Annotated in this window: 23 protein-coding genes; 15 read left to right on the top strand and 8 right to left on the bottom strand. The window is 68.7% G+C overall.

The features are described 5' to 3' along the window. The first annotated feature begins 27 nt into the window (after positions 1–27). From ACWELJ_RS02875 to ACWELJ_RS02840, 8 genes are all read left to right on the top strand, one after another. Complete coding sequence (locus ACWELJ_RS02875) at positions 28–900, top strand: FAD binding domain-containing protein (RefSeq protein ID WP_452364475.1); 873 nt, start codon at positions 28–30, stop codon at positions 898–900. Continuing rightward, entirely contained in the window at positions 900–1,373 is a 474-nt protein-coding gene (locus tag ACWELJ_RS02870; protein ID WP_357287519.1) for a (2Fe-2S)-binding protein, read from the top strand. The genes ACWELJ_RS02875 and ACWELJ_RS02870 overlap by 1 nt, the downstream gene beginning before the upstream one ends. Beyond that, a complete protein-coding gene (locus ACWELJ_RS02865; RefSeq protein WP_452364474.1) occupies positions 1,370–2,722 on the top strand; it encodes an 8-oxoguanine deaminase in 1,353 nt (450 codons plus the stop codon). Before ACWELJ_RS02870 ends, ACWELJ_RS02865 begins: the two co-directional genes overlap by 4 nt. After that, entirely contained in the window at positions 2,719–5,052 is a 2,334-nt protein-coding gene (locus ACWELJ_RS02860; protein WP_452364473.1) for a xanthine dehydrogenase family protein molybdopterin-binding subunit, read from the top strand. The genes ACWELJ_RS02865 and ACWELJ_RS02860 overlap by 4 nt, the downstream gene beginning before the upstream one ends. A 129-nt stretch (positions 5,053–5,181) precedes the next feature. After that, the gene (locus ACWELJ_RS02855; RefSeq protein WP_452364472.1) at positions 5,182–6,618 is read left to right on the top strand and encodes an NCS2 family permease; all 1,437 of its coding nucleotides are present in this window, start codon (positions 5,182–5,184) and stop codon (positions 6,616–6,618) included. A gap of 2 nt (positions 6,619–6,620) precedes the next feature. After that, positions 6,621–7,760 (top strand): XdhC family protein, encoded by a 1,140-nt coding sequence (locus tag ACWELJ_RS02850; RefSeq protein WP_452364471.1) that lies wholly within the window; start codon positions 6,621–6,623, stop codon positions 7,758–7,760. A gap of 35 nt (positions 7,761–7,795) precedes the next feature. Beyond that, positions 7,796–8,179 (top strand): allophanate hydrolase-related protein, encoded by a 384-nt coding sequence (locus tag ACWELJ_RS02845; RefSeq protein ID WP_357082875.1) that lies wholly within the window; start codon positions 7,796–7,798, stop codon positions 8,177–8,179. Beyond that, positions 8,167–8,973 (top strand): hydroxypyruvate isomerase family protein, encoded by an 807-nt coding sequence (locus ACWELJ_RS02840; protein ID WP_452364523.1) that lies wholly within the window; start codon positions 8,167–8,169, stop codon positions 8,971–8,973. The genes ACWELJ_RS02845 and ACWELJ_RS02840 overlap by 13 nt, the downstream gene beginning before the upstream one ends. A gap of 175 nt (positions 8,974–9,148) precedes the next feature. On the opposite strand, the gene ACWELJ_RS02835 is transcribed toward ACWELJ_RS02840, so the two are convergent. Next, on the bottom strand, positions 9,149–9,439 hold the full coding sequence (locus ACWELJ_RS02835; protein ID WP_452364470.1) for a hypothetical protein: 291 nt from the start codon (positions 9,437–9,439) through the stop codon (positions 9,149–9,151). A gap of 372 nt (positions 9,440–9,811) precedes the next feature. Here ACWELJ_RS02835 and ACWELJ_RS02830 point away from each other — a divergent pair, with 372 nt between their 5' ends. The 3 genes from ACWELJ_RS02830 to ACWELJ_RS02820 all read left to right on the top strand — a co-directional run bounded on the left by ACWELJ_RS02830 (position 9,812) and on the right by ACWELJ_RS02820 (position 11,909). Then, the gene (locus ACWELJ_RS02830) at positions 9,812–10,717 is read left to right on the top strand and encodes a helix-turn-helix domain-containing protein (protein WP_452364469.1); all 906 of its coding nucleotides are present in this window, start codon (positions 9,812–9,814) and stop codon (positions 10,715–10,717) included. Continuing rightward, the gene (locus tag ACWELJ_RS02825) at positions 10,707–10,910 is read left to right on the top strand and encodes a DUF397 domain-containing protein (RefSeq protein WP_452364468.1); all 204 of its coding nucleotides are present in this window, start codon (positions 10,707–10,709) and stop codon (positions 10,908–10,910) included. Before ACWELJ_RS02830 ends, ACWELJ_RS02825 begins: the two co-directional genes overlap by 11 nt. A gap of 519 nt (positions 10,911–11,429) precedes the next feature. Continuing rightward, complete coding sequence (locus tag ACWELJ_RS02820; RefSeq protein ID WP_452364467.1) at positions 11,430–11,909, top strand: hypothetical protein; 480 nt, start codon at positions 11,430–11,432, stop codon at positions 11,907–11,909. 52 nt (positions 11,910–11,961) lie between these two features. On the opposite strand, the gene ACWELJ_RS02815 is transcribed toward ACWELJ_RS02820, so the two are convergent. Both ACWELJ_RS02815 and ACWELJ_RS02810 read right to left on the bottom strand, forming a co-directional pair. Next, complete coding sequence (locus tag ACWELJ_RS02815) at positions 11,962–12,381, bottom strand: nuclear transport factor 2 family protein (RefSeq protein ID WP_452364466.1); 420 nt, start codon at positions 12,379–12,381, stop codon at positions 11,962–11,964. A gap of 23 nt (positions 12,382–12,404) precedes the next feature. After that, positions 12,405–13,175, bottom strand: coding sequence for an SDR family NAD(P)-dependent oxidoreductase (locus ACWELJ_RS02810; protein WP_452364465.1), 771 nt, complete (start codon positions 13,173–13,175; stop codon positions 12,405–12,407). A 100-nt stretch (positions 13,176–13,275) separates the two neighbouring features. On the opposite strand from ACWELJ_RS02810, the gene ACWELJ_RS02805 reads away from it, so the two are divergent. Continuing rightward, positions 13,276–14,028 (top strand): 3-oxo-5-alpha-steroid 4-dehydrogenase, encoded by a 753-nt coding sequence (locus ACWELJ_RS02805; RefSeq protein WP_452364464.1) that lies wholly within the window; start codon positions 13,276–13,278, stop codon positions 14,026–14,028. On the opposite strand, the gene ACWELJ_RS02800 is transcribed toward ACWELJ_RS02805, so the two are convergent. Further along, positions 14,016–15,134: a lycopene cyclase family protein gene (locus tag ACWELJ_RS02800; RefSeq protein WP_452364463.1), complete on the bottom strand. Its 1,119-nt coding sequence runs from the start codon at positions 15,132–15,134 to the stop codon at positions 14,016–14,018. The two genes, ACWELJ_RS02805 and ACWELJ_RS02800, sit on opposite strands and share 13 nt — an antisense overlap. A gap of 92 nt (positions 15,135–15,226) precedes the next feature. Here ACWELJ_RS02800 and ACWELJ_RS02795 point away from each other — a divergent pair, with 92 nt between their 5' ends. Beyond that, on the top strand, positions 15,227–16,234 hold the full coding sequence (locus ACWELJ_RS02795) for a hypothetical protein (protein ID WP_452364462.1): 1,008 nt from the start codon (positions 15,227–15,229) through the stop codon (positions 16,232–16,234). 70 nt (positions 16,235–16,304) lie between these two features. Here ACWELJ_RS02795 and ACWELJ_RS02790 read toward each other — a convergent pair whose 3' ends face one another. Beyond that, positions 16,305–17,069, bottom strand: a complete 765-nt coding sequence (locus ACWELJ_RS02790; protein ID WP_452364461.1) for an SDR family oxidoreductase — start codon at positions 17,067–17,069, stop codon at positions 16,305–16,307. A gap of 128 nt (positions 17,070–17,197) precedes the next feature. Between ACWELJ_RS02790 and ACWELJ_RS02785 the strand changes: the two genes are divergently transcribed. Then, positions 17,198–17,569 carry a nuclear transport factor 2 family protein gene (locus ACWELJ_RS02785; protein ID WP_452364460.1) on the top strand — a complete coding sequence of 124 codons (372 nt, stop codon included), beginning with the start codon at positions 17,198–17,200 and terminating at the stop codon, positions 17,567–17,569. Between the two features lie 189 nt (positions 17,570–17,758). Here ACWELJ_RS02785 and ACWELJ_RS02780 read toward each other — a convergent pair whose 3' ends face one another. Next, positions 17,759–20,356: a LuxR C-terminal-related transcriptional regulator gene (locus ACWELJ_RS02780; protein WP_452364459.1), complete on the bottom strand. Its 2,598-nt coding sequence runs from the start codon at positions 20,354–20,356 to the stop codon at positions 17,759–17,761. A gap of 238 nt (positions 20,357–20,594) precedes the next feature. Then, positions 20,595–20,816, bottom strand: coding sequence for a hypothetical protein (locus tag ACWELJ_RS02775; protein WP_452364458.1), 222 nt, complete (start codon positions 20,814–20,816; stop codon positions 20,595–20,597). A 225-nt stretch (positions 20,817–21,041) separates the two neighbouring features. Here ACWELJ_RS02775 and ACWELJ_RS02770 point away from each other — a divergent pair, with 225 nt between their 5' ends. After that, positions 21,042–21,701 carry a GAP family protein gene (locus tag ACWELJ_RS02770; RefSeq protein ID WP_452364457.1) on the top strand — a complete coding sequence of 220 codons (660 nt, stop codon included), beginning with the start codon at positions 21,042–21,044 and terminating at the stop codon, positions 21,699–21,701. A 25-nt stretch (positions 21,702–21,726) separates the two neighbouring features. Here ACWELJ_RS02770 and ACWELJ_RS02765 read toward each other — a convergent pair whose 3' ends face one another. Beyond that, the gene (locus tag ACWELJ_RS02765; protein ID WP_452364456.1) at positions 21,727–23,391 is read right to left on the bottom strand and encodes a SulP family inorganic anion transporter; all 1,665 of its coding nucleotides are present in this window, start codon (positions 23,389–23,391) and stop codon (positions 21,727–21,729) included. Between the last annotated feature and the right edge of the window lie 195 nt (positions 23,392–23,586).

Below are 23,586 nucleotides of genomic sequence, written 5' to 3'. Positions count from 1 at the left end.
CGCAGAACCGATATCTAGAGGAACGCAATGGATTTCCTACAACCGGGCAGCTGGGCCGAGGCGCTCCAGCTGAAAGCGGAACGCCCCGAGGCGGTTCCGATCCAAGGTGGCACCGATGTGATGGTCGAGATGAACTTCGACGTGCACCGCCCGGACGCCCTGCTGGACTTGAACCCGTGCCGGGAGCTGTTCGCGGTGGACGAGCAGGCCGACGGCCGCATCCGCCTCGGCTCCGGTGTCCCGTTCGTGAAGATCATCAACCGGTATCAGGATCGCCTGCCCGGTCTGGCCCAGGCCTCGCGCACCGTGGGCTCCCCGCAGATCCGCAACCGCGGCACCGTGGGCGGCAATCTGGGCGGCGCGTCACCCGCCGGTGACGCCCACCCGGCGCTACTGGCCGCCAACGCGGTGGTCGAGGTCGAGTCGGCCGCCCGCGGCACCCGCATGATCGACATCGACGACTTCTACGTGTGGGTCAAGAAGAACTCCCTCGAGCCGGACGAGCTGATCCGCGCGGTGTGGCTGAAGCCCGCCAGCGGCCCGCAGTACTTCTCCAAGGTCGGTACCCGCAACGCGATGGTGATCGCGGTGTGCTCGTTCTCCGTTGCCCTGCACGCGGATTCGCGCACGGCGGGCGCGGGCATCGGCTCGGCCGGTCCGACCCCGATCCGCCCGGTCGAGGCCCAGGACTTCCTGGCCGCCAATCTGGACTGGGACAACGGCGGCGCGCTGAGCGAGGAGCTGGCCCACGAGTTCGGCCGTCTGGTCGGCGCGGCGGCCAAGCCCATCGACGATGTGCGCGGCACCGCCGACTACCGCCGGCACGCGCTGTCGGTGATGGCCCGCCGGACCCTCGGCTGGGCGTGGAACGACTACACCGCGGAGAGGAGGGCGGCCTGATGCGTATCGACTTCACCGTCAACGGATCCCAGGAAACCGCCGACGACGTCTGGGAAGGCGAGAGCCTGCTGTACCTGCTGCGTGAGCGGGTCGGCCTGCCCGGCGCGAAGAACGCCTGCGAGCAGGGCGAATGTGGTTCGTGCACCGTCTATCTGGATGGCACCCCGGTGTGCTCGTGCCTGGTGGCCGCCGGTCAGGTGCAGGGCCGTTCGGTCCGCACCGTCGAAGGCTTGGCCGAGGGCGACAAGCTCGACCCGATGCAGCAGGCGTTCGTCGAGGCGGGCGCGGTGCAGTGCGGTTTCTGCACGCCGGGCCTGATCGTGCAGGCGCACGACCTGATCGAGCGCGTCCCCAACCCCTCCGATGTCGAGATCCGTGAGGCGCTCGCCGGAAACCTGTGCCGCTGTACGGGTTACGAGAAGATTCTGGATGCCGTGCGCATGGCGGCCGAGCGGAAGGCGGCGGCGAAATGACCAAGCTCGTCATCGAGAACGCCTATATCGCACCGGTCGTCGGTGCCGAGATCCCCAACGGCTATCTGATCGTCGGCGACGACGGCCGGATCGAAGCTCTCGGCGCGGGACCCGCGCCGATGGTGGTGGGTGCTGAACGCCTCTCCGGCACCGGCTGCCTGGTGACCCCGGGCCTGGTGAATACCCACCACCACCTCTACCAGTGGGCCACCCAGGGCCTGTTCCAGGACGCCACCCTGTTCGAGTGGCTGACCGGGCTGTACCGCCTGTGGGCCACCATGGACGCCGAGATCGTCTACGGCGCGGCCTCGGCCGGCCTGGGCTGGCTCGCGCTGACCGGCACCACCACCTCCACCGATCACCACTACGTGTTCCCCCAGGGCCGTGGCGATCTGTTCGACGCCGAGGTGCGCGCCGCCCGCGAGCTGGGCATCCGCTTCCACCCGTGCCGCGGTTCCATGGACCGCGGTCAGTCCCACGGCGGTCTGCCGCCGGACGAGGTGGTCGAGAACCGCGAGGAGATCCTCCTCAACACCGAGGAGATCATCAACAAGTACCACGACGCGTCGTTCGACTCGATGCTGCGCGTGGCCGTCGCCCCTTGCTCGCCGTTCTCGGTGTCGGAGGGCCTGATGGTGGAATCCGCCGCGCTGGCCCGTCAGCACGGCGTCCGCCTGCACACCCACCTCGCCGAGACCCTCGACGAGGAAGAGCACTGCATCGAGCAGATGGGTTGCACCCCGGTCGAATACATGGAGAAGCTGGGCTGGCTCGGCGACGACGTGTGGTTCGCGCACGCGGTGCACCTGCACGACAAGGACATCGCGGCCTTCGCCAAGACCGGCACCGGTTCGGCGCACTGCCCGACCTCCAACGCGCGGCTCGGCGCGGGCATCGCGCGAGTGATGGACCTGCTCGCCGCGGGCGCCCCGGTCGGCCTGGGCGTGGACGGCGCGGCCTCCTCCGAGCTCACCTCGATGGCGGGGGAGATGCGGCAGGCCATGCTGTTCCAGCGCGCCGTGCACGGCCCCCGCGCCATGACCGCCCGCCAGGCCCTCGAGGTCGGCACCCTCGGCGGTGCGCGGAACCTGGGCCGCCAGCACGAGATCGGCTCGCTCGAGGTCGGCAAGCTCGCCGATATCGCGGTCTGGAAGGTGGACGGCTTCCGCGCCGCCATCGAGGACCCGGTGTGCTCGCTGGTGTTCGGCCCGCAGCCGCCGCTGGCGCGCCTGCTGGTGGGCGGGAACACCGTCGTGGAGAACGACGAGCTCAAGACCATGCCGCACGATCAGGTCGGGCAGAACGGCGTGGCGGCGCGCAAGCGAATCATGAAGCAGGAGAACCGATGACCATCGCACGCACCACTCGGTTCCCCGAGGATGTCGCGATCCCGGGCGCCGGCGGCATCGGTGAGAGCCCGCTGCGCCCCGACGGCACCCTCAAGGTGAAGGGCGAGTTCGCCTACTCCTCGGACCTGTGGATCGACGGCATGCTGTGGGGCGCGACCCTGCGCAGCCCGCACGCCCGCGCCAAGCTGATCGGCATCGACACCTCCAAGGCGCTGGCCATGCCCGGTGTGCACGCCGTGCTCACCCACGAGGACGTGCCGGGCCGCAAGGTCTACGGCCTCGACCACACCTGGGACCAGCCGGTGCTGGCCTTCGGCGAGGTGCGCCACCACGGTGAGGCCATCGCCCTGGTCGCCGCCGACCACCCCGAGATCGCGCGCCGCGCCGTGGCCGCCATCGAGGTGGAATACGAAGTGCTGGAACCGATCACCGACCCGATGGCCGTGATCGAGGACCCGGTCGGGCTGGCGGTGCAGGAGCGCGGCGGCATCGCCCGCTACCAGCCGGTGCGCGCCGGCGACATCGAGATCGGCAAGGCCCTGGCCACCGTCGTGGTGAGCGAGGAGTTCGAGGTCGGCATGCAGGACCAGGCCTTCCTGGGCCCGGAGTCCGGCATGGTCATCCCCAACGAGGACGGCACCCTCGACTTCTACGTCGCGACCCAGTGGCTGCATTGGGACCTCACCCAGATCGGCCCCTGCCTGGGGTTGAACGAGGACCAGATCCGGATGACCATGTCCGGTGTCGGCGGCGCGTTCGGCGGCCGCGAGGACCTGTCCATGCAGATCCACGCGGGCATGCTGGCCATGCGCACCGGCAAGCCGGTCAAGATGATGTACAACCGCCAGGAGTCGTTCTTCGGCCACGTGCACCGGCATCCGGCGCGCATGCGCTACGAGTACGGCGCCACCGCGACCGGAAAGATCACCTACGCCAAGGTGCTCATCGTCCTCGACGGCGGCGCGTACACCTCGGCCACCCAGAACGTGATCGGCAACGCCGCGTCCCTGGCGCTGGGCCCCTACGAGGTCCCGCACCTGGAGATCGACGCCTACGGTGTGTACACCAACAATCCGGTGTGCGGCGCGATGCGCGGATTCGGCGTCGTGCAGGCGTGTTTCGCGCACGAGTCGATGATGGACAAGCTCGCCGAGGCCCTCGACATGGACCCGGTGACGGTCCGTCAGGTCAATGTGGTGTCGCAGGGTTCCACGCTGGCCACCGGTCAGATCGTGCACGCGCCGACGCCGCTGGTGGAAATGCTCGACAGCCTGCGCGACATGGAACTGCCGGACTCGGTGGACGCCACCGACATCCGCAACCTGCCCGGCGGCGCGTCCCAGACCACCCACGGCGAGGGCGTGTACCGCGGCGTCGGCTACGGCGTCGGAATCAAGAACATCTGCTTCTCCGAGGGTTTCGACGACTACTCCACCGCCCGGGTGCGGCTCGAGGTGATCGGCGGCGAGCCGGTCGCGCTGGTGCACACCGCCGGCGCGGAGGTCGGTCAGGGTCTGATCACCCTCGAGGCGCAGATCGCGCGCACCGAACTCACCATCGACCGCGTGGTCAGCCACCCGTCGGACAACAATGTCGGCAGCTCCGGCTCCTCGTCGGCCTCCCGCCAGTCGTACATGACCGGCGGCGCGGTGATGACCGCCTGCCGCGCGGTCGCCGACGAGCTGTTCGTGCTGGCGCGCAAGAAGTTCGACGTGCACGGCTTCATGCACCTCGACGGCGGCAAGGTCGTCAAGAACAACGGTGAGGTGGTCGCGTCGATCGAGGACGTCCTCGGCGACGACGTGATCGACCTGACCCGCGAATACCACCACCAGCCCACCACCGGTATGGACAAGATCACCGGTCAGGGCTCGAGCCACACCCAGCTCGCGGTCTGCGTGCACCGGGCCGTGGTCGATGTGGACACCGAACTCGGGCTCGTGAAAGTCGTTGCCCTGGACGCCGTCCAGGACGTCGGCAAGATCATGAACCGGCTCTCGCTGGAAGGCCAGATCCACGGCGGCTCCATTCAGGGCCTGGGTCTGGCGGTTATGGAGGAAATTCAGGTCACCAACGGCAAGGTGCGGAACCCGTCCTTCACGGACTATCTGATCCCCACCATTCTCGATACACCCCCGCAGAAGCTGGAGATTCTGGAGAACCCGGACCCGCACGCCCCCTACGGCTTGCGCGGCGCGGGCGAACCGCCGACTCTCTCCTCCACGCCCGCGATCGCCGCAGCGATTCGCGACGCCTGCCGCAAGCGGGGCGGCACCGGAAACATCAACCGCGTGCCCGTGCGTCCGGAAGACATCATCCGGAACAGTTGACTAACAGGGGCAGACCGCGCTCCTCGGCACAGGGGAGCGCGGTAGGGACCCCACAACACCGAATCCGCGGCCCGGGGATTACCCAGCACCCCCGGGCCGTTGGTCGGCTACGCCCATAGGAGGGCAGCCATGACCCAGACTCAATCACCGATCACCACCCCGGAAACCGGGGGGTCTGCGCTCGAGAAGTTCTTCAGGCTATCGGAGCGCAAGACCACCATAACCCGTGAAATCCGTGGCGGCATCACCACATTCGTCGCTATGGCGTATGTCATATTGCTGGTCCCGCTAATTCTCGGCGGCGTCGCCGACTCGCACGGGGACAAGCTGAGCATCGCGCAGCTCACCACCACGACCGCCTTCTCGGCCGGTCTGACCACCGTCCTCATGGGCCTGGTCGGCAATGTGCCCCTCGCATTGGCCGCCGGTCTCGGACTGGTTCCCGTCGTCGCCTATCAGGCCGCGCCGCACATGACCTGGCCGCAGGCCATGGGTCTGGTGGTGCTGATGGGCATCGTCATCGTCATCCTGGCCGCGACCGGCCTGCGGACGATGATCATCAACGCCATTCCGCTGGCCATGAAGAACGCCATCGGCGTCGGCATCGGCATGTTCATCGCCATGATCGGCCTGGTCTCCTCCGGCGTCGTCGGGCACGGCGCGCCCGGCGGTCCGCCGGTGACGCTCGGCGTGGACGGGCATCTGGCCGGTTGGCCCACCGTGATTTTCGCGATCGGGCTGCTGCTGATGCTGGCGCTGTTCATCCGCAAGGTGCCGGGCGCGATCCTGATCAGCATCGCCATCTCCACGGTGCTCGCGATCGTCGTCAACGCCATGGCGAAGATCGATCCGAAGGCGTGGGGGACCGTCGTCCCCGAGAAGCCCAAATCGCTGTTCGCCTCTCCCGATTTCGGTCTGATCGGCAATATCGACCTGTTCGGCGGCTTCGCCACCGCGGGCGCGGTGACCGCCACCGTGGTGCTGTTCACGCTGGTGCTGACCGGCTTCTTCGACGCCATGGGAACCGTTTTCGGCGTCTGCGACGAGGCGGGGCTGACCGACGAGAAGGGTCAGGTGCCCGGCATGGGCAAGATCCTGACCACCGACGGTGTCGCCCAAATCGTCGGCGGCCTGTCCGGCGGCGCGGGCTCCACCGTGTACGTCGAGTCCGCGACGGGTGTCGGTGAGGGCGCCCGTACCGGTCTGGCCAGTGTGATCACCGGCGGATTGTTCTGTGCCGCCATCTTCTTCACCCCGATCGCGGCCGTGGTGCCGATCCAGGCCGCGGCTCCCGCCCTGGTGCTGGTCGGCGCGCTGATGATGACCCAGGCCCGCAAGATCGACTGGAACGATCTCGAGGTCGCGGTGCCGGCCTTCATCACGATCGTGCTCATGCCGTTCACCTACTCGATCACCAACGGTGTCGGCGCGGGTCTGATCGCCTACACCGTGATCAAGCTCGCTCGCGGCAAGTACCGCGAAATCCATTGGCTGGTGGCCGTGGTCAGCGTCGTCTTCGTCGCCTACTTCGGTATCAACGGCATCGAATTGGCCCTGGGAGGCTAGCCATGCGCGACATCGCGGCACAACTACTGGAATGGCACGCGGCCGGCAAGGACTACGCCGTGGCCTCCATCATCGGGATCGGCGGCTCCGCGCCGCGGCCGATCGGCGCGGCCCTGGCCGTGGATGCCGACGGCACCGTCGTCGGGAGTATTTCCGGCGGCTGCGTCGAGGGCGCGGTCTACGAGTTGTGCCGCGAGTCGCTCGCCACCGGTGCCACCATCCGGGAGACCTTCGGCTACAGCGACACCGACGCCTTCGCCGTCGGATTGACCTGTGGCGGAACGATCCAGGTGTTCGTCCAGTCGGTGACCGACGCCAACCGCGCAGCGGTGGAACAGGTCCTGCGAGCTGAGGGGGAGGCCGTGGCCATGGTCCGCGACCTCGACAGCGGCGCCGTCATGGCGCTGGGCACCTGGTGGAGTTCCGGCCACGAATTCGACGAGCGGGTGGTGGCCGAGGCCCAGGCCATGCTCGACGCGGGCACGACCGCGGTGCGCACCATCGGATGCGGGTCCGATGAGGTGTTGGATGGGCGGCCCGCCGCCGTCACAGTGTTCGTGGAATCCCATGTGCCGCCGCCGCGGATGATCGTCTTCGGGGCGATCGACTTCGCGGCCGCGGTGGCCCGGATCGGCAAGTTCCTCGGGTACCACGTCACGGTGTGCGACGCGCGGGAGGTCTTCGCGACCCCCGCGCGCTTCCCCGACGCCGACGAGGTGGTCGTGGAATGGCCGAACAAATATCTGGCCCGGACCCGGGTGGACGCCCGGACCGTGGTCTGCGTACTCACCCACGACGCCAAATTCGATGTGCCGCTGCTCGAGGTGGCGCTTCGCCTGCCGGTGGCGTTCGTGGGTGCGATGGGATCCCGGCGGACGCACGAGGACCGCCTCCAGCGGCTTCGCGCGGTCGGGATGACGAATGCCGAACTGGCGCGGCTGAAGTCGCCCATCGGACTGGATCTCGGCGGGCGTACTCCCGAGGAGACGGCTGTCTCCATCGCCGCCGAGATCGTGGCGGTCCGCCGTGGGGGCACCGGAGTGCCTCTCGGTACCCACGGCGGACCCATCCACCGCGACGCGATCGCGGTGCCGGAGGTGATCGTCCCGGACTCCCCGGACGCCCTGCGGATCACCGCCTGACCTGTGACCGTCCGACCGAGAAGGAGCCCACGGCCATGCCTTTGATCTTCCTGAACGGGGGTGCCATGCGCGGCGAACCCCTGCACTACCTGCTCGAGGGCGCGCCCTGCGCCGGGGAGGTCACCACCGCGCCGCAGTACCGCTTCTACTCGGTCGGCGACCGCTTCCCCGGCCTGCACCCCGTCGCCTACGGCGGCGCGCCGATCACCGGCGAACTGTTCGACGTGCCCATGGAGGTGCTGCGCAACCGGCTGCTCCCGGCCGAGCCGCCGGAACTCGAACTCGGTGTGATTGCCTTGGACGACAGCCGCTCGGTGCTGTCCATGCTGCTGCGGCGACCGGTCATCTCCGACCCGCGGCTCATCGACATCACCGATTACGGCAGCTGGCACACCTACCGGGAGGAATCGACACGATGAAGTACACCGCCGACGGAGCTCTCCGGAAATTCGACGCGCACTGCTCGATCCTGTTCGCCGACCTGCCGCTGCTGGAACGCCCCGCGGCGGCGCGGGCGGCCGGGTTCGACGCGGTCGAATTCTGGTGGCCGTTCGGCGATAACCCGGTGCCCGGGGACAAGGAGATCGACGCGTTCGTCTCCGCGGTGTCCGACGCCGGAGTTCAGCTCATCGGTCTCAACTTCATCGACCTGGTGCCCGTGGGGCGCGGGCTGGTCTCGGTGCCCGGGCGGGAATCCGAGTTCCGGGACAATATCGACGTCACCGTCGGTATCGCCGAACAACTGGGCTGCCGATCCCTGAACGCCTTGTACGGCAATCGGATTCCGGGCGCGGACCCTCGGGCGCAGGACGAGCTGGCCCTCGAGAACCTCCGGCTGGCCGCCGATGCCGCCGCCCGTGTCGACGCCCAGGTCGTGCTCGAGGCGCTGAATTCGATCGAGTCGCCCGACTATCCGATCGTCTCCGCCGCCCACGCGGTGCGGGTGATCGACGAGGTCGGCGCGCCGAATCTCCGCTTCCTGTGCGACCTCTACCATCTCGCCCGCATGGGCGAGGACCTGTTCGCCGTCATCGCCACCTACGCCGATCGCTTCGGGCACGTCCAGATCGCCGACGCCCCGGACCGTAGCCGCCCCGGCACCGGAACCCTGGACTTCGAGGCCCTCTTCACCGCCCTCGACAACGCGGGCTACGACGGCTGGATCGGCCTGGAATACAAGGACCCCGACCATGATTGGAGCTGGATCGCATGACGACCGCCCCGGCCGCAGCCCCGCCGTGGACTCCGCACGGGCATTGCGGCGCCGCGCTGCCCGCCGGCTGGGTACTCGAACGCGTCACCGTCCAACTCCCGGTCGTGGACGACCTACCGACCACTCACCCCGCGCAGGGAGCCGCTGACCGATGAGGGGTCGGCGGCTCCCGCGCTCACTGGATCAGCGAATCGTCCAGGACCACCGTGTACACCGCGGTGTCCCAAGGATTCGGCTCGACGCCGCCCAGGATCTCGTCCAGTAGCGGAGCCCGCACCAAACTCCCCGCCCCGTAGTACCCGCAGGCCCGGGCGCTGGCCAGCACCGCGTAGATCACCGCCGCGTACAGCTCCGAGCGCCGGGCGAGCACGTGCCCGCCCCCGAACTCGTGCGCCCGCAACCGCTCCTCGACCGCGTCGATCACATCCCGCAGGACGCCGATCTCCACCTCCGCCATCTCGTCCATCTCAGCTCCCCCGAGGCGGTCGCCGTGGTGGCCTGCCGATCCGCACCAGATACGTCTTGGCCTGTAACTTGGCCGGGCACACGGTAATCGGACAATCCGCATGCTCCCGTAGTGCCCGATTCGCCGCATCCTCACTCATCACCGCCAGGGCATGGTGCCCGGTCGCTGGAAGCCCGAACAATGTTGGAACCTCCCGTCATACGGGGATCACTGACCCCATCAGCACACCATTGGTTCACTTGCGGGGGAGGCAAATTCGGGATCCCGAGTGCAGTTGGCCCAAACCCCCACGACCGGACCCACGTTCGCGGTACAACGGATTCATCTTTCGACCCTGCTTGATTCGAGTTCACAGACCAGGGGACTGGGACTATGACCAGCAAGGATGATCAAGAACGCCCGGCATCAACGCTGCCGAGACGGCAATTGGGACGGTTCCTGCGCGAGGAGCGCGAGAAGAACGGGTTGACGATCGATGCGGCAGCGCGGCTCGTCGACCTGTCGAAATCGGCTTTGCAACGATTGGAAGCCGGGCGCAACCAACGGATTCAGAAACAGGATGTCCGAGCGCTGTGCGAGACCTACGGGGTTGACGCCGCGGGGATTGCACAGGCAGCCGAGCTCGCTGAACAAGCGAAGCTCAAGAGTTGGTACCACGCATTCGGCGGGCTCTTCAGTGACGAATTCAATATGTATGTCGGGCTGGAGGCATCGGCGCACAACCTCGTCGTCTACCACGAACAGGTTCCCGGACTACTGCAGACGCGGGATTACGCACGCGCTTTGATCAGCGCGTTCTACCGCGACAGTCCGGCAGCGGATGTCGACCGCCGAGTCGAATTGCGTATGAAGAGGCAGGTTCTCGTCACGCGCAGATCGAATCCGCTGAAGCTCGAAGTGTTGCTCCACGAGTCGGCCTTGCACCGGGTCATCGGCAGCCGTCGGATCATGGCCGTGCAACTGCGGCATCTGGCGGAGATCGGCAAGTTGCCCAACGTGGTTCTCCGCGTGAGCCCGTACATCGCGGGCATGACCTGGGGAATTCTGCACGGCCAGTTCGTAATTCTCGGTTTCGGCGATAACGCAGCCGGACATCGGATCGAGCCCCCGATCGTCTTTCTCGAAGGCGGAGCGAGCAGCGACGTGTACCTGGAGAAGGACGCCGAAGTGCGACGCTACGATGAGTTGGCGAGCGAGATCCGAGCAACGGCTCTCGGAGAGAACGAATCACGAGACCTACTACGGCGGGTTGCGAAGGAGTACGAGCGTGACTACTGACCACTCGAGCGCCCGCTGGTTCAAGAGCAGCTACAGCGAATCCGGCGGCAATTGCGTCGAGGTCGCCTTCTTCGCTGACGGCCACGTCGGAATCCGAGACTCGAAGGCCCCCACCGGCCCCACCCTCACCTTCACCCCCACCGAGTGGACCACCTTCACCACCGCCCTCACCACCAACCACCTAACCCCTTAACGCCGAGTGGCACACCCTGGAGGGGTTTTGTCTGGATTCGCCTCCAGGATGTGCCACTCGGCGATATGGGGGTGCGGGGTTGGGAGTGGTGGGGTGGGGAGGGGTGGTTGGTGGGAGGGTTGGGGGATGGGGGAATTCGGCGAGGCGTTTTCGGGGAGTTCGGCCGTCGCGGGTGGGGAGGTGAGTCGGTGGGCGGTGCGGGGGTGTGAACGGGTGCATCCCGATACGTTCGTTCCGCGTGGGGTTCGGTTGGATGCGCGGGGGCGGGCGGTGGCAGCGCTTGTCTGGGCGGGGGCGGGTGGGGTTTTGGTGGGGTGTTCGGCGGCGGTGGTGCACGGGGCCTTGTGGATGGAGGATCGAGCCGCGGAGGTTGTGTTGCCGCGGCGGGCGCGGGCTCCCGAGAATGTTCGGGTTTATCGGGACGCGATAGCGGCTGACGAGATCGGCTCGGTGGCGGACTTGCGATGCACGACTCCAGCGCGCACAGCCTTCGATATCGGTCGGCGCCAGGGCGGGTGGATGGGAGTCGCGTTGCTGGACTCGCTGTTTCGGGCCACGGGGCTGGAGGTGGCCGAGGTCGAGGCTTTGGCCCGGCGGCACCCGGGAGCGCGGAATTGCCGGCGTCTGCTCGAAGTGCTGCCGTATGTGGACGGCGGCGCGGAATCGATTCCGGAGAGCCGCCTGCGGCTGCTCCTGTGCCGGGCGGGTCTGCCCAGACCGGAGACCCAGATCAAGGTCAGCAAGGGTGGCGCGGTATTCGCCCGTCTCGATATGGGTTGGCGGCGTTGGCAAGTCGGCGTCGAATACGACGGCGCGCAACACTGGACCGACCCGCGCCGGCGCACCCTCGACCTGGCCCGCTACAACGACCTCCCAGCCCTGGGCTGGACCATCATCCGAGCAAACGCCACCCTCCTCCACACCCACCCTCACGACCTGGTCCGCAAGATCACCACCGCCCTCCACAACCACGGCTACCGCCCGCCGAGTGGCACATAGTGGAGGGGGTTTGTCTGGATTCGCCTCCAGGATGTGCCACTCGGCGGGGGCGTCAACCGTTCGATATGGAGCGGGCCGCGATGCGCCAGCGGTTGTCGACCAGGGTGAGGGTGTCGTGGTATCTGCCCATGCTGATGAGGCGTGGGGTGGTTGTGGTGTCGGCGAAGAATTGCCAGACGGATTCCGCGCGGGCGGAATCGGGGCCGAGCAGGGTGATGGCCGTGCAGCTGGTCACGTGGCGGGTGCTGGTTCCGGGGCCGGCGATGCCGGCGTCGCGGCGGGACTGGGCGCTGGCCGCGATTTCGGTTGCGCCACGGAAGATTTGGGGTGCGACGCCGGACTGGGGGTCGCCCTCGCGCTCCCAGACGGCGTCGGGGGTGTAGTGCTCGAAGTATTCGTCGATCGGGCCCTCGTCCGCGAGGTGGGAGAGGTGGGCGAGCAGGGATCGGATCTGCTCGGCGTGGTCGGTCATGTGGTTGTCCTCGTCCAGGGCGGCTAGACGCCGTAGCCGCCGTCGATGTCGAGCTTCTGGCCGCTGATGAAGTCGGCGCGGTCCGAGGCCAGGAAGCAGACGGCCTCGGCGATGTCCTGGGCGTCGCCGAAACGGCGCAGGGGGATGTTGTTCTTGGTGACCTCGAGGGCGTGGGAGTCCAGGTCGCCGGAGGCGATGAGGCGGTCGGCCATGCCGTCGGTGGTCATGCCGGGGCCGACGCTGTTGGCGCGGACGCCGAATCTGCCTTCCTCGGCGGCGATTCCGCGCACCAGTGCCTCGACCGCGCCCTTGGGGGCGATCGACAGGCCGTCGCGCACCGGGAACCGGGCGGTGCCGGCGGTGGTGACGGCGACGATGCTGCCCTTGCTCGCGCGCAGATGCGGCAGGACCGCGTGGACGGCGTTGAAGAAGCCGGAGACGTCGTCGACGATCTGACCCCGGAATTCCGTCGGGGCGATCCTGCTCAGGTGCCGCATCGGCACGTGCGGTCCGGCGGCGTAGACGAGGGTGTGGATGCCGTCGAACTCCTCGGCGACCTGCGCGACGACGTCGGCGGTCCGGACGGCGTCGGACAGGTCGAGCTGCCAGGCTCGGGCACGGCGGGCGGTGCTCTGCGCGGCGGCGAGGAGTTCATCGAGGGGCTGGGGTGAACGGTAATAGGTCAGTGCGACATGGCTGCCGCGGTCGAGGAGCATCCGCGCGCACGCTCCGCCGAGCCCGCCGCTCGCGCCCAGGACCAGCGCCGCGCCTGCCCGATGACTGAAGTCGTCCACGATTCCTCCTCGGTTGCTCCACTCTGTTCATAGCGAACGGGCCGGAACCAAGCAAGTGCTTGATTGTTTACCGGGACGAAGGGAGGTATGTACATATCCCATGCGGGATGCTTTTCACTTCGTGCTCGGGTTTCTGATCGTCCTCACGGTAGTGACGTTCGCCAGCGGGTTCGGCTACACCAACCCCTATGGGCGATTCGCCAAGGACGGTGAGCGATTCGCGGTCCGAGGGCCGTGGGCGTGGCTGTTGTTCGAGAATCCACAGTGGTGGGCGTTCACCGTCACGTTCTGGGTGGTCGTGCGGGATCCGCAGCCGCCGGCGGTGGTGCTGTACGCGCTGTGGCAGGTGCACTATCTCTACCGAGGTCTGATCTATCCGCTACTGCGCGCGTCCACCAAGGGATTCCCGGTGTACGGCATCGCGTTCGGGATGGTGTTCAACGCGGCCAACGGATTCGTCAACGGCTACGCCGTCGCCGACGCGCGGCATCTGCGGGACTCGGGGTGGTTCACCGACCCGCGCTTCCTGATCGGACTGCTGGTGGCCGTGGCCGGGTGGGCGATCAACTTCCATGCCGACCGCGCTCTGATCGCTTTGCGCGGTGATGGTTTCACCGGCTACCGCATCCCGTACGGCGGCGCGTTCCGCTGGGTGTCGAGCGCCAACTACTTCGGTGAGCTGGTGCTGTGGGCGGGGTGGGCGCTCATGTCGTGGACGTGGGCGGGACTGGTGTTCGTGCTGTTCACCGTGGCCAACCTGCTGCCCCGGGCGGTGTCCACGCATCGGTGGTACCGCGAACGGTTCGCGGACTATCCGAACGACCGCAAGGCGATGATCCCCTACCTGATCTGAGACCGGCCGGGGGAGACCACCCCGGCCGCGAGGACGCGGCGCAGCCGCCAGGGCACTGCCGCGAACAGGGAGGCCATGGCCGCCGCGGTGCCGCGCAGGTCGTCGCGGCCGGACAGGTAGGCCCGCTGGGCCGAGATCGGCAGCGCGAAGAAGGCGTCGAAGAACAGCGGCAGCTCGGTGGGCGGAAGCGCCAGCAGGGCGCGTAATCCGGCCTGGCGCAACAGGTGTACGGCTCGGGCCGAGGCGGGCCACACCGATTCTCCGGCGAGGACCGTGTCGGCCAGGCGCAGGGACGTGGCGACGCTGTAGCCGGTCGCGGGGTGGGTGAAAGCTCCTGCCGCGCCGAAGGTGGACCGGTCCGGCTTGCCCCCGTGGACCGGGAAGCGGACTCGTTCGATGGGCTCGGCTCCGGTGAGAGTGATTCCGCGAGAACGCAATCGATGGGTCAGGCGGGCCTCGAGGGTGGGCTGGTCGAGGGCGGGGCGTCCGGCCAGACAGGTTTCTTCCAGAAGGATGCGGTCGTCGTCGAGGGGGACCACATAAAGGAACGAGGGCGGGTCATTCGGGGCTGCGCCGTTGTCGTTGCGCCAGTCCATGAACAGGGTGTCCGAATCGGGGTACTGGGCGCGGTCGATGATCACTCCGTACGCCGTCTGCTCAGCCAGGGCGGGGGAGCGGGGGATGCCGCGCGCATCGATTATCCGCCCCGCAGGGAGGGTGTGGCCGGAGGCCAGCCGTACCGAGGGGAGGTCCAGTCCGTCGTGGCGGTGGCGGGCAGCGTCGTCGATGGCGGTGACGGAGTCCTGGATCAGGCGCGCTCCCGAGATATCCAGCGAATCCTGTAGCGCCGCGGTGTCGAGGACGACATAGGATCGATCGATCTCGACGCGGCGGGTCGTCCAGGCCACGGACCGTGCGATTCTCGTCGCGACGGCCGCGTCCGCGACCCATTCGGGCAGCTCGTCCGCCCAGGCCGCGTAGGTGGCCGTCCACCGCCGCCGCGGATGCGGATCGACCACGGTGACCTTCAGCCCGTGCGCCAGGGCGCGGTGCGCGAGGGCCCGCCCTGCCGGGCCCGCGCCGCAGATGAGCAGATCGTCGGTCACCCCGTGATTGGATCATGCCGGATCGCCCGCATACGCTTCGGGAACGAATGCCGGGCCGGGGAGGGCTCGGGCCGTCCGCGAAAGGTGATCAGATGACGTATCCACCAGCCGGATCCGGGGGCGATCCCACTGTCCACCGGCAGCCGCAGCCCGGCGAGCCCGACGCCGCCTGGTGGGATCAGCCCGCCCAGGGGACCGGTGGACACCAGGTCCAGCAGCCCGGGTGGCAGGGGCAGCAGCCGGCCGACCCGCAGGGCTGGCAGCCGACGCAGACGAATTGGCCCGCGCAGCAGGGGTATCCGCAAGCGGGACAGCCGCAGGACGCCGGGTACGGGCAGCCGCCGGGATTCGCGCAGAGCGTGGGGTACGGCCAGCAGCCGCAGCCCGGCTTCCCGCCCGCGACCGGTTTCCCGCAGCAGCCGGGTTATCCGCCGCAGCAGCCGAAGTCGAACACCGGCCTGATCATCGGCGTGGTGCTGGGCGCGGTCGTGCTGCTGGCGGTGGCGGTCGGCGCGATCGTGCTCGTCTCCGGCGGCGACGACGCCACCCAGGCCGACGCCACCTCCACCACGGAGAGCCCGACCCTGGTGCCCGCCACCTCGGCCCCGCCCCGCACCACCGCGACCACCTCCAAGGCCGCGCCCGGCGGCAGCCGCTTCAGCTACACCGAATACGGCAAGGACTGGAACTTCAAACTCGGTGACGTCGCCCTGCACGCCACCTATGTGACCGGCCAGGACTTCGACTCCTGCGCCCCGATCGAAAAGGCCGGGAAGATGACCGGCCTGGGCTGCAAACGTGCCTCTTCGATGGCGTGGAAGGCCGAGGGCGGCGGGCTCATGCTGACCCAGCTGGTGCTCACCATGTCCGATGACGCGAAGGCGTCTGCCGCGCACAACCAGTTCGAGGACACCGACCTGGAACTGCCCGACGGCAGCTACATCGCCGACTTCGAAACCGGCAAGTGGCGTGACGGCAGCCAGAGCAAGTTCGTCGTCATCACCGTCGCCACCGCCACCACCGCGGTCGACGAGGCCACCGTCAGCAAGTACCTCCAGTACCGCAACAGCGACACCCTCGGCGCCCTCGCCTTCCGCTGACCCGCTCCCCGGAACGACCGTGCCCGGCACCGAATCCCGGTGCCGGGCACGCGCATTCGTACCGCCGGGCTCAGATGCCGCCCGTGGCGAGCAGGCCGCCGTCGACCCGCACCGTGGTCCCGGTGATCCACGACGACTCGTCCGAGGCGAGGAACCCGATCAGCGCCGCCACATCCTCCGGCGAGCCGAGCCGCTTCATCGGATACACCCCGGCCGCCGCCTCCTCGTCCGCCGAGTACAGCGCGTCGGCGAACTTGGTCTTGATCACGCCCGGCGCCACCGCGTTCACCCGGATCTTCGGCCCCAGCTGCCACGACAGCTCCTCGGTGAGCCGGATGAGCGCCGCCTTGGACGCCCCGTAGGCGGCGATGACCCCGGTCGAGCGCAGCCCGGCGACGCTGGCCACATTCACCACCGCGCCCCCGTGCTCACCCATCCACGCCTTGTACGCCTCCTGCACATATCCCAGCGCCGCAACGACATTCACGTCGAAGATCTTGCGCACGGCGTCGAGATCGGCTTCCATGAGCGACCCGTACACCGGATTGATCCCGGTGTTGTTGATCAGCACATCCAGCGACCCGAACCGCGCCACCGCGGTAGTGACCTGCTCGGCCCGCGCCGCCGCGTCCCCGGAATTCCCGGCCACCGCCACGACCTTCCCCGCATGCCCCAGCCCGCGCAGCCGCTCGGCCGCCTCCTCGAGCGGTTCGGGCTTGCGCGCGGAGATCACCACATTGGCTCCCCGAGCCAGCAGCTCCGCCGCCACCGCGAACCCGATACCCCGGCTCGCCCCGGTGACCAGTGCACTCTTACCCGCCAAGTTCTCACTCATGTGACGGCACGTTACTTCAGTCCCTTCCGGTGAGGGATCTTGCGGGTGGTCGGCCTGGTCGTTGGCCGTGCCGACCCGGTGATGGATGATTGGCAGCGACGCTGACACCGGGATCGGAAGGGATTGTTATGACGAGTACGCCGGCCGAGCTCATGCGACGCAACCTGCTCGATGTCTTCAACGAACCCGATCCCGAGCGCCGGGCCGCCGTGATCGCCGAGACCTACGCCCGCGATGTGGTGTGGCACGAACCGGATCGAATCAATGAGGGACGCACCGAGTTCCAGCGCCGTGCCGGAGAGATGTTGGCGGAGAACCCCGACTGGGTCTTCTGGCCCGCCGGGCCGGCGTCCGGACTCGACGACATCGGTCACCTCGGCTTCCATTACGGGCCGCCGGACCGACCTCCGATGGTCAGCGGGATGGACATCGCCCGGGTCGAAGACGGTCGCATCGCCGAGCTCTACACCATCGTCACCGAGATACGGCCGCTGTTCTGACGGCTCGGTGCGGATGTCGCGGTAGTCCGAGGCGGTCAATCGAGCCGTGTTGTGATCGTGGGACTTTCGCCGTGCAGATCGACAATCCCGATGTCGCCCGGACCATGTCCCCGCGATCGGGGTGGCCCGTGGGGTCGGGGGTGTGGCGCTCGGTGCCACGGTCGGCGGGCTGATCGGAAGGGTGCGGACTCAGATCAGGCCGAAAGTGCGTGCGCGGGTGATGGCGTCGGCTCGGGCGCGTACGTCGAGTTTGTGGTAGATGCCGCGCAGGTGGGTCTTGACCGTGTTGATCGAGACGCCCATGTCCGCGGCGATATTGAGAGTGGTCATGCCCGAGGGCAGTTGGCGCAGGACGATGAGTTCGGTGTCGGTCAGGTTCGGGGTGCGGTCCTGCGGCCGCGCCCGGGGGTGCTGCCGGATCGTCTCGACCAGCGGGTCGAGGTGACCGAAACGGCCGACGAACTGGTCGAGCAGTTCGACCGCCGCGGGCACGTCGAGGAACGGCCTGATCAGCCGGTCGGGCTGGGCGTACTCGAGGGCCCGGCGCAGCGCCTCGTGCACCTTGGCGGGCCGGTCGAGCCGGTCGCAGGCCGAGGCGCGGATCAGCCAGGCGTGGATCATGGTGATCGGATGGGACCGATCCCCTTGTCGCAGGACGGGTTCGAGCAACTCCACGGCGGTCGCCGCGCGCTGGGCGTGGTCGGCGAGCGCGGCGTCGGCCACGATCGTCTCGGGGGTGTGGCCCAGCCGCGACACCGCGTGATCCAGCAGCGCGCGCATCGCCTCCGGGGCGCGGATCCGCAGCAGCGACCACAGCACATGGGTGAGCAGGCCGCCCGTCGCCGTCGGCACGGCGGCCTCGTCGAGGAGGCGGTGCATCGCGACGCGCATCGCTTCGGCCGCGCGCTGGCGGTCGGTAGCGGTATCGGAGGCGACGAGATGGGCCAGGACGGCGGCGTGCCAGCCGGGAGCGGGGGCCGTCGAACCATCGAGGCGCAGCACGGTCGGCAGCAACTCCCCGGTCCGCGTGGTGTCGGGCTCGCCCTGGAGATAGGCCGTCGTCGCGATCATCACCCGTGCGTGCGTCACCGCGGGCCAGTCGGTCAGTCCGTGCCGTTCCGCGAATCGCACTGCGTGCGTGGCCCGTTCACGCATCGCGGTGAACCGGCCCGCCAGTCCGGCGGCCATGGCGAGCTGGGTGAGGGCCTGCAGCCCGAGCCGGCACGGCCCGCCGCGCTCGGCCAGTGCGAGCGCTCGGCGCAGGCCGGCTTCGCCGAGCGCGAGCTCGGGCCCGAAGGTGGCGGCGGTGCCGAAATGGAGGGCGATATAGCAGTCGAGGTCCGGATGTCCGGTGGTCGCGGGCGTCGCCGAGCGGGGACGGGCGGTGACCGAGCCGCCGGAGGCCTGATCGACGGCCACGGTCACCGCCGCCGTCAAAGCGTCCACGGTGGCCGAATCCACGATCGCGGACAGCGCTGTGGTGCGGTCGCGGACGACCTCCATGAGCATCGACGCGTGCACCGCGTCGCCTCGCTCGAGCGCGTCGGCCACGTGCAGCAACCGCGTGAACGGGTCGTCGCGGAGCTCGAGGTCGTCGAGGTGGCGAAGCAGCCCGGCGCCCGCGCCGTCGAAGACCAGCCGTGGTCCGTGGTCGCGTACGAAGGCGGCCAGGCCGGGCTGCCCGGGTTCGGCGAGCACGTGCTGCAGTGCGAGCGTGCGCATTCCGGATTCGGCGAACCACCGGGCGCAGGTTCGATGCAGCCGCGGTAGTTGCGTGTCAGGGCGGCGCGCGGCCTCGGCGAGCAGATGGGCGCGCAGCATCGGATGGTAGGTGTGCCAGAGCAGGCCGTCGCGCGCATTGCGTTCCATCGGAAAGTTGCCGCGCAGCAGTCCGTCGAGCACACGGGGGGCGTCGTCGCCGGTGAGTTCGCGGGCGAGGTCGAGTGGGAACGAGGCGGGGACCGCGGTCGCCAGCAGGAAGTCGAGCGCCTCGGCGGGCAGTGTGTCGAGCAGCTCGCCGACGAGGAAGTCCGCGACGCCGTGCGGGGTTCGGCTCAGGGTGGCGATGGCGGTCGCGCGATCGGACTCGGCGTGTGCCGCGAGATGGATCGCGGCGATCCGGACCAGCGCCGCCCACCCACAGGTCAGGCGCCGGATCGCGGCGATGTCGGAGGCATCGGGGCGGCAGCCGTGCTGGGCGAGCAGATCCGCGATCTGGGGGTCGCCGAAGGTCAGCTCGCCGAAGCTGATTCGGGTCAGCCGGCCGGTCATGTCGATGCCGTGCCATGGCAATGGCGGATCGAAACGTCCGATGACGATGGTGGTGAGCGAGCGGGGTGCGTGGTCGAGGAAGTATTCGAGCCCGGCCAGCAGCAGCGGGTCGGTCAGCAGATGGGCGTCGTCGATCACCAGCACGGCGGGCGCGGAACGCCGGCCCAGCGCGGCGACGAGTTCGGCGGCCTCGGCGACCGGGCCCGGAACCATCGCCGGCGCCGTGGACGGCGGATGCAAGCCCAGCGCGGCGGCGGCGTGTTGCCACAGCCGCGCGGGGTCCAGGCTGGGTTCGGCCAGCGCCAGCCAGCCCGTGGTGAGGTCGGATACCCGGTGGTGAAGCCGACGGATCCATTCGGCGACCTGAACGGATTTGCCCGCGCCGGCCGGCGCGCAGACCAGCACGGTGTGACCGTTGCCCGTGGCGTGGGCACGATTCAGGGTCGTTTGCGCGGCGGTGAGCGGCAGGGCGCTGAAGGAGAGCTGTGGGGGCTGATATGCCGTGATAGCGCGCATGGTGGCTATCTCGGGGCAATGCTCATGATGATCGTTCTTTTGCGTCGACAGGGCCACGGCATCTCCATGAACTGTGGTATCTGACTGCACGCGGGTGAGATACGGACAAATCCGGTGCTAGAAAACGTATACCAACAATTTGCTGTGCCCTGGCGAATCTCGAGCCCGTCACCGGATCGAGTCTTCGTCGCGGCCCGCGCCGGCACCGTGCATGGTCAGCCGAGGACGACCCCGCGCGCTAGTCCGGTAACTGCGACAAACCGAGCAGGGTCAATCCGAGCGTGTCGATGCGGGCCAGCACGCCGCGCATGGCGGTGTAGTCATCCACCGACCCGAACAGGGTGGTGGTGCCGCTGGTCGAGTGCACGCTCCGGGCCAGTTCGGGGAAAGCGCTCAGGGCGCGGGCGGACAATTCGCCGGCGATGACGAACTGATAGCGAACCTTCTCGGGCACGAACATCACCTCCTCACGGATAGCGGTGGAGACAGGGTGTGCACGCTGGTAAAGAGGCCGCACCGCAGGCCGATTACAAGATTCACCGGTCGATTCGGTTCGCGCCTCATCCGTTCGGGGTGACTTCGCGCGGTGGGGTGCGCTCGCGCGGACCCCCGACGTCGTGCCCGGGCGCCGATTTCACCCCGAGCGTGTGACGTGCGCACGGGATTTCGTTCCTAGCGTGGCGGAATGAGCTCAGTCATCGGCGAACTACTTCCCTTGGCCGTCGGCGTGGCGATCTCACCGATCCCCGTGGTGGCGGCGATTCTCATGATCCTGTCCAAGAACGCGTCCGGCGCGGGCAAGGGCTTCGCCGCCGGCTGGGTGGCGGGAATCCTGGCGGTGACCGTGGTCGTCCTGCTGTTGGCCGGGTCGCTGGGCGACTCGACGGCGAAGGACCCCTCCGCGACGGCGTCCTGGATCAAGATCGCGCTGGGCGCGTTGCTGGTGGTGTTGGCCGTCAAGCAGTGGCGAGGACGGTCGGACACCTCGATACCGGGCTGGATGCAGGCCATCGATCAGCTCACTGTCGGGAAGGCCGCCGGGCTGGGCGTGGCGCTCTCGGCCGTGAATCCCAAGAACCTGTTGCTGTGTGTCTCGGCCGGTGTCGCGATCGGCTCGGGTGGGCTGGGCGTGGGCGGGAAGGTGGTCACGGTGGCGGTCTACACGGTGATCGCGGCGGCGACGGTGCTGGTGGTGGTCCTCGGCTACGCCGTGGCCGCGGATCGGTTGCGGCCGGTGCTGGACGAGACGCGGGTGTGGTTGCAGGACAACAATCACCTCGTGATGGCGATCGTGCTCGCGGTGATGGGCGCCGTCGTGCTCGGCAAGGGCATCGGCGGTCTGTAGGCAATCGCGCTGACCGTCGCGGCGTTCAACGATTCAATGCGGCGACGGCGGCGTCCACGGTGTCGAATACGCGGCCGTCGGCCTCGTACTCCCGGCCCAGTCCGGAGCGGTCGAGGGTGGCGCGGTTCCGCTCCGGGAGTTCCGCGAAATACGCTGTCACGCCGAGGTCTTCGAGCTCGCGGATCAGGTCGAGGAAGCCGCGCAACACGGTGATCGTGACGTCGGGGATCGACGAGCAGTCCAGAATCAGGGCGCGCGGGGCGTTCCCAGCGGCCATGAGCTCGTTCACCCGGTCGCGGATGGCGGTGATGTTGGCTCGGACATTCGCGGTGTAGAGGCCCGACGCGACGCGCAGCACCAGCGGGTCGGCCGCCACGGTGGGCGCGTCCGGCGCGTTCGCGGTCCATTCGCCGGTGCCGACGCGCACGAGTTGTTCGATGTGGGGTCGGTTGAGCTCGCGCAGAACCAGATACAGCGTCGCGACGACGCCGACGGCGACGGCCGGCAGCAGGCCCGCGGTGAGGCCGACCACCGCGGTCCCCGCGGCGACCCAGAATTCGGCGCGGTTGACTCGCCAGAACGTCCGGAACTCGCCGATATCCAGCAGACCGAGGGTGGCGACCACGACCATGGCGCCCAGGGTGGCCTGCGGCAGATCGTCGAGAACCGGAGCCAGGAACAGCGCCACCGCGACCGCGAGCGCCACCGTCACCAGGCTGGCCGCCTGCGAGCGGGCCCCGGCCCGCAGTGCGACGGCGGTCTGGGAGAAACCGCCGGCGGGTGCCAGCGTGTGGAAGAACGAGCCCGCGACCGCGGCCGCGCCATTGGCGAAAAGCTCTTGGTCGCTGTCGATCTGGGGCTCCTTCGGGCGGCGCACGCCACGGCCGACCGCGACGGTCTCCAGGAAGGCCATGATCGCGATGGCCAGCGCGCCCGGCAGCAACGCGCCCACGTCGTGCGGGCTCGGGATGCCCGGCAGCGGAATGCCGGAGGGGACCGAGGCGATGAGCGCGACGCCCTGCTCGTCGATGTGTGCGAAGGCCACGAGCGCGATGCCGGCGGCCACGACCACCAGCGGGCCGGGGACCTTGGGAACCAACATCGACATCGCGTACAGCGCGGCGATACTCGCTACCGCCAGCAGTACGGTGGCGCTGTTGGCGGAGCCCGCCTGCCGCAGTGCCGACCACGCCACGCGGAAGAAGCCGGTGGCATCGGGATCGGCGGGCACGCCCAGCAGTTTCGGCAGCTGACCGACCGCGACCGTCAGGCCGACACCGGTCTTGATGCCGGAAAGCGTCGCCTCGCTGATGTTCTCGATGATCGAGCCCAACCGCAGCAGGCGCGCGAGGAGCAGCAGCAGGCCAACCAGGAGGGTGAGCGTCATCAGCGAGGTCTGCGCGTCCTCGGAGCCCGCCGCGATGCCCGCGCCGATCAAGGTGGAGGCGGTCAGGGTCGCGATGGTGGAGGTGGTGCTCACGCTGACCGTGCGCGAGCCGCCGAGCAGGGCGTAGACGGCCATCGGCACCATGCAGGTGTACAGGCCGATCTGGACCGGCAGATCGGCGACGGTGGCGTAGGCCATGGCCTGGGGGATCACCACTGCTCCGGCGCTGAGACCGGCGACCACGTCGGCGCGCAGCCAAGCGGCTCGATAGCCGCGCAATGTGGGCGCGAGCACGGTCGTCATGGGTGTCCTCCGTCCGCGGGCGGTGATCCCGCTCGTCAGACCTTGCCGCACGAGGCGTCCTCGCCACCTCATGCGATCAGGGTGAATTCGCCGGCCACGGCAATGCCCGGGTCGGTCGGCGGCGCCGCGGGGAAGGGTGCGCGGCCGTCACGCGCCGAGAATCACCCCTATCGGGTGAGGCCGACCAGCGCGTAC

It is taken from the genome of Nocardia sp. NPDC004582, from assembly GCF_053602115.1.
This window is presented reverse-complemented; position numbering and strand designations above follow the sequence as displayed.

Coding starts and splice junctions, on each gene's coding strand:
- ACWELJ_RS02875 (WP_452364475.1), top strand. CDS start 28: ATGGATTTCCTACAACCGGGCAGCTGGGCCGAGGCGCTCCAGCTGAAA.
- ACWELJ_RS02870 (WP_357287519.1), top strand. CDS start 900: ATGCGTATCGACTTCACCGTCAACGGATCCCAGGAAACCGCCGACGAC.
- ACWELJ_RS02865 (WP_452364474.1), top strand. CDS start 1,370: ATGACCAAGCTCGTCATCGAGAACGCCTATATCGCACCGGTCGTCGGT.
- ACWELJ_RS02860 (WP_452364473.1), top strand. CDS start 2,719: ATGACCATCGCACGCACCACTCGGTTCCCCGAGGATGTCGCGATCCCG.
- ACWELJ_RS02855 (WP_452364472.1), top strand. CDS start 5,182: ATGACCCAGACTCAATCACCGATCACCACCCCGGAAACCGGGGGGTCT.
- ACWELJ_RS02850 (WP_452364471.1), top strand. CDS start 6,621: ATGCGCGACATCGCGGCACAACTACTGGAATGGCACGCGGCCGGCAAG.
- ACWELJ_RS02845 (WP_357082875.1), top strand. CDS start 7,796: ATGCCTTTGATCTTCCTGAACGGGGGTGCCATGCGCGGCGAACCCCTG.
- ACWELJ_RS02835 (WP_452364470.1), bottom strand. CDS start 9,439: ATGGACGAGATGGCGGAGGTGGAGATCGGCGTCCTGCGGGATGTGATC.
- ACWELJ_RS02830 (WP_452364469.1), top strand. CDS start 9,812: ATGACCAGCAAGGATGATCAAGAACGCCCGGCATCAACGCTGCCGAGA.
- ACWELJ_RS02820 (WP_452364467.1), top strand. CDS start 11,430: ATGGGAGTCGCGTTGCTGGACTCGCTGTTTCGGGCCACGGGGCTGGAG.
- ACWELJ_RS02815 (WP_452364466.1), bottom strand. CDS start 12,381: ATGACCGACCACGCCGAGCAGATCCGATCCCTGCTCGCCCACCTCTCC.
- ACWELJ_RS02805 (WP_452364464.1), top strand. CDS start 13,276: ATGCGGGATGCTTTTCACTTCGTGCTCGGGTTTCTGATCGTCCTCACG.
- ACWELJ_RS02795 (WP_452364462.1), top strand. CDS start 15,227: ATGACGTATCCACCAGCCGGATCCGGGGGCGATCCCACTGTCCACCGG.
- ACWELJ_RS02790 (WP_452364461.1), bottom strand. CDS start 17,069: ATGAGTGAGAACTTGGCGGGTAAGAGTGCACTGGTCACCGGGGCGAGC.
- ACWELJ_RS02785 (WP_452364460.1), top strand. CDS start 17,198: ATGACGAGTACGCCGGCCGAGCTCATGCGACGCAACCTGCTCGATGTC.
- ACWELJ_RS02780 (WP_452364459.1), bottom strand. CDS start 20,356: ATGCGCGCTATCACGGCATATCAGCCCCCACAGCTCTCCTTCAGCGCC.
- ACWELJ_RS02775 (WP_452364458.1), bottom strand. CDS start 20,816: ATGTTCGTGCCCGAGAAGGTTCGCTATCAGTTCGTCATCGCCGGCGAA.
- ACWELJ_RS02770 (WP_452364457.1), top strand. CDS start 21,042: ATGAGCTCAGTCATCGGCGAACTACTTCCCTTGGCCGTCGGCGTGGCG.
- ACWELJ_RS02765 (WP_452364456.1), bottom strand. CDS start 23,391: ATGACGACCGTGCTCGCGCCCACATTGCGCGGCTATCGAGCCGCTTGG.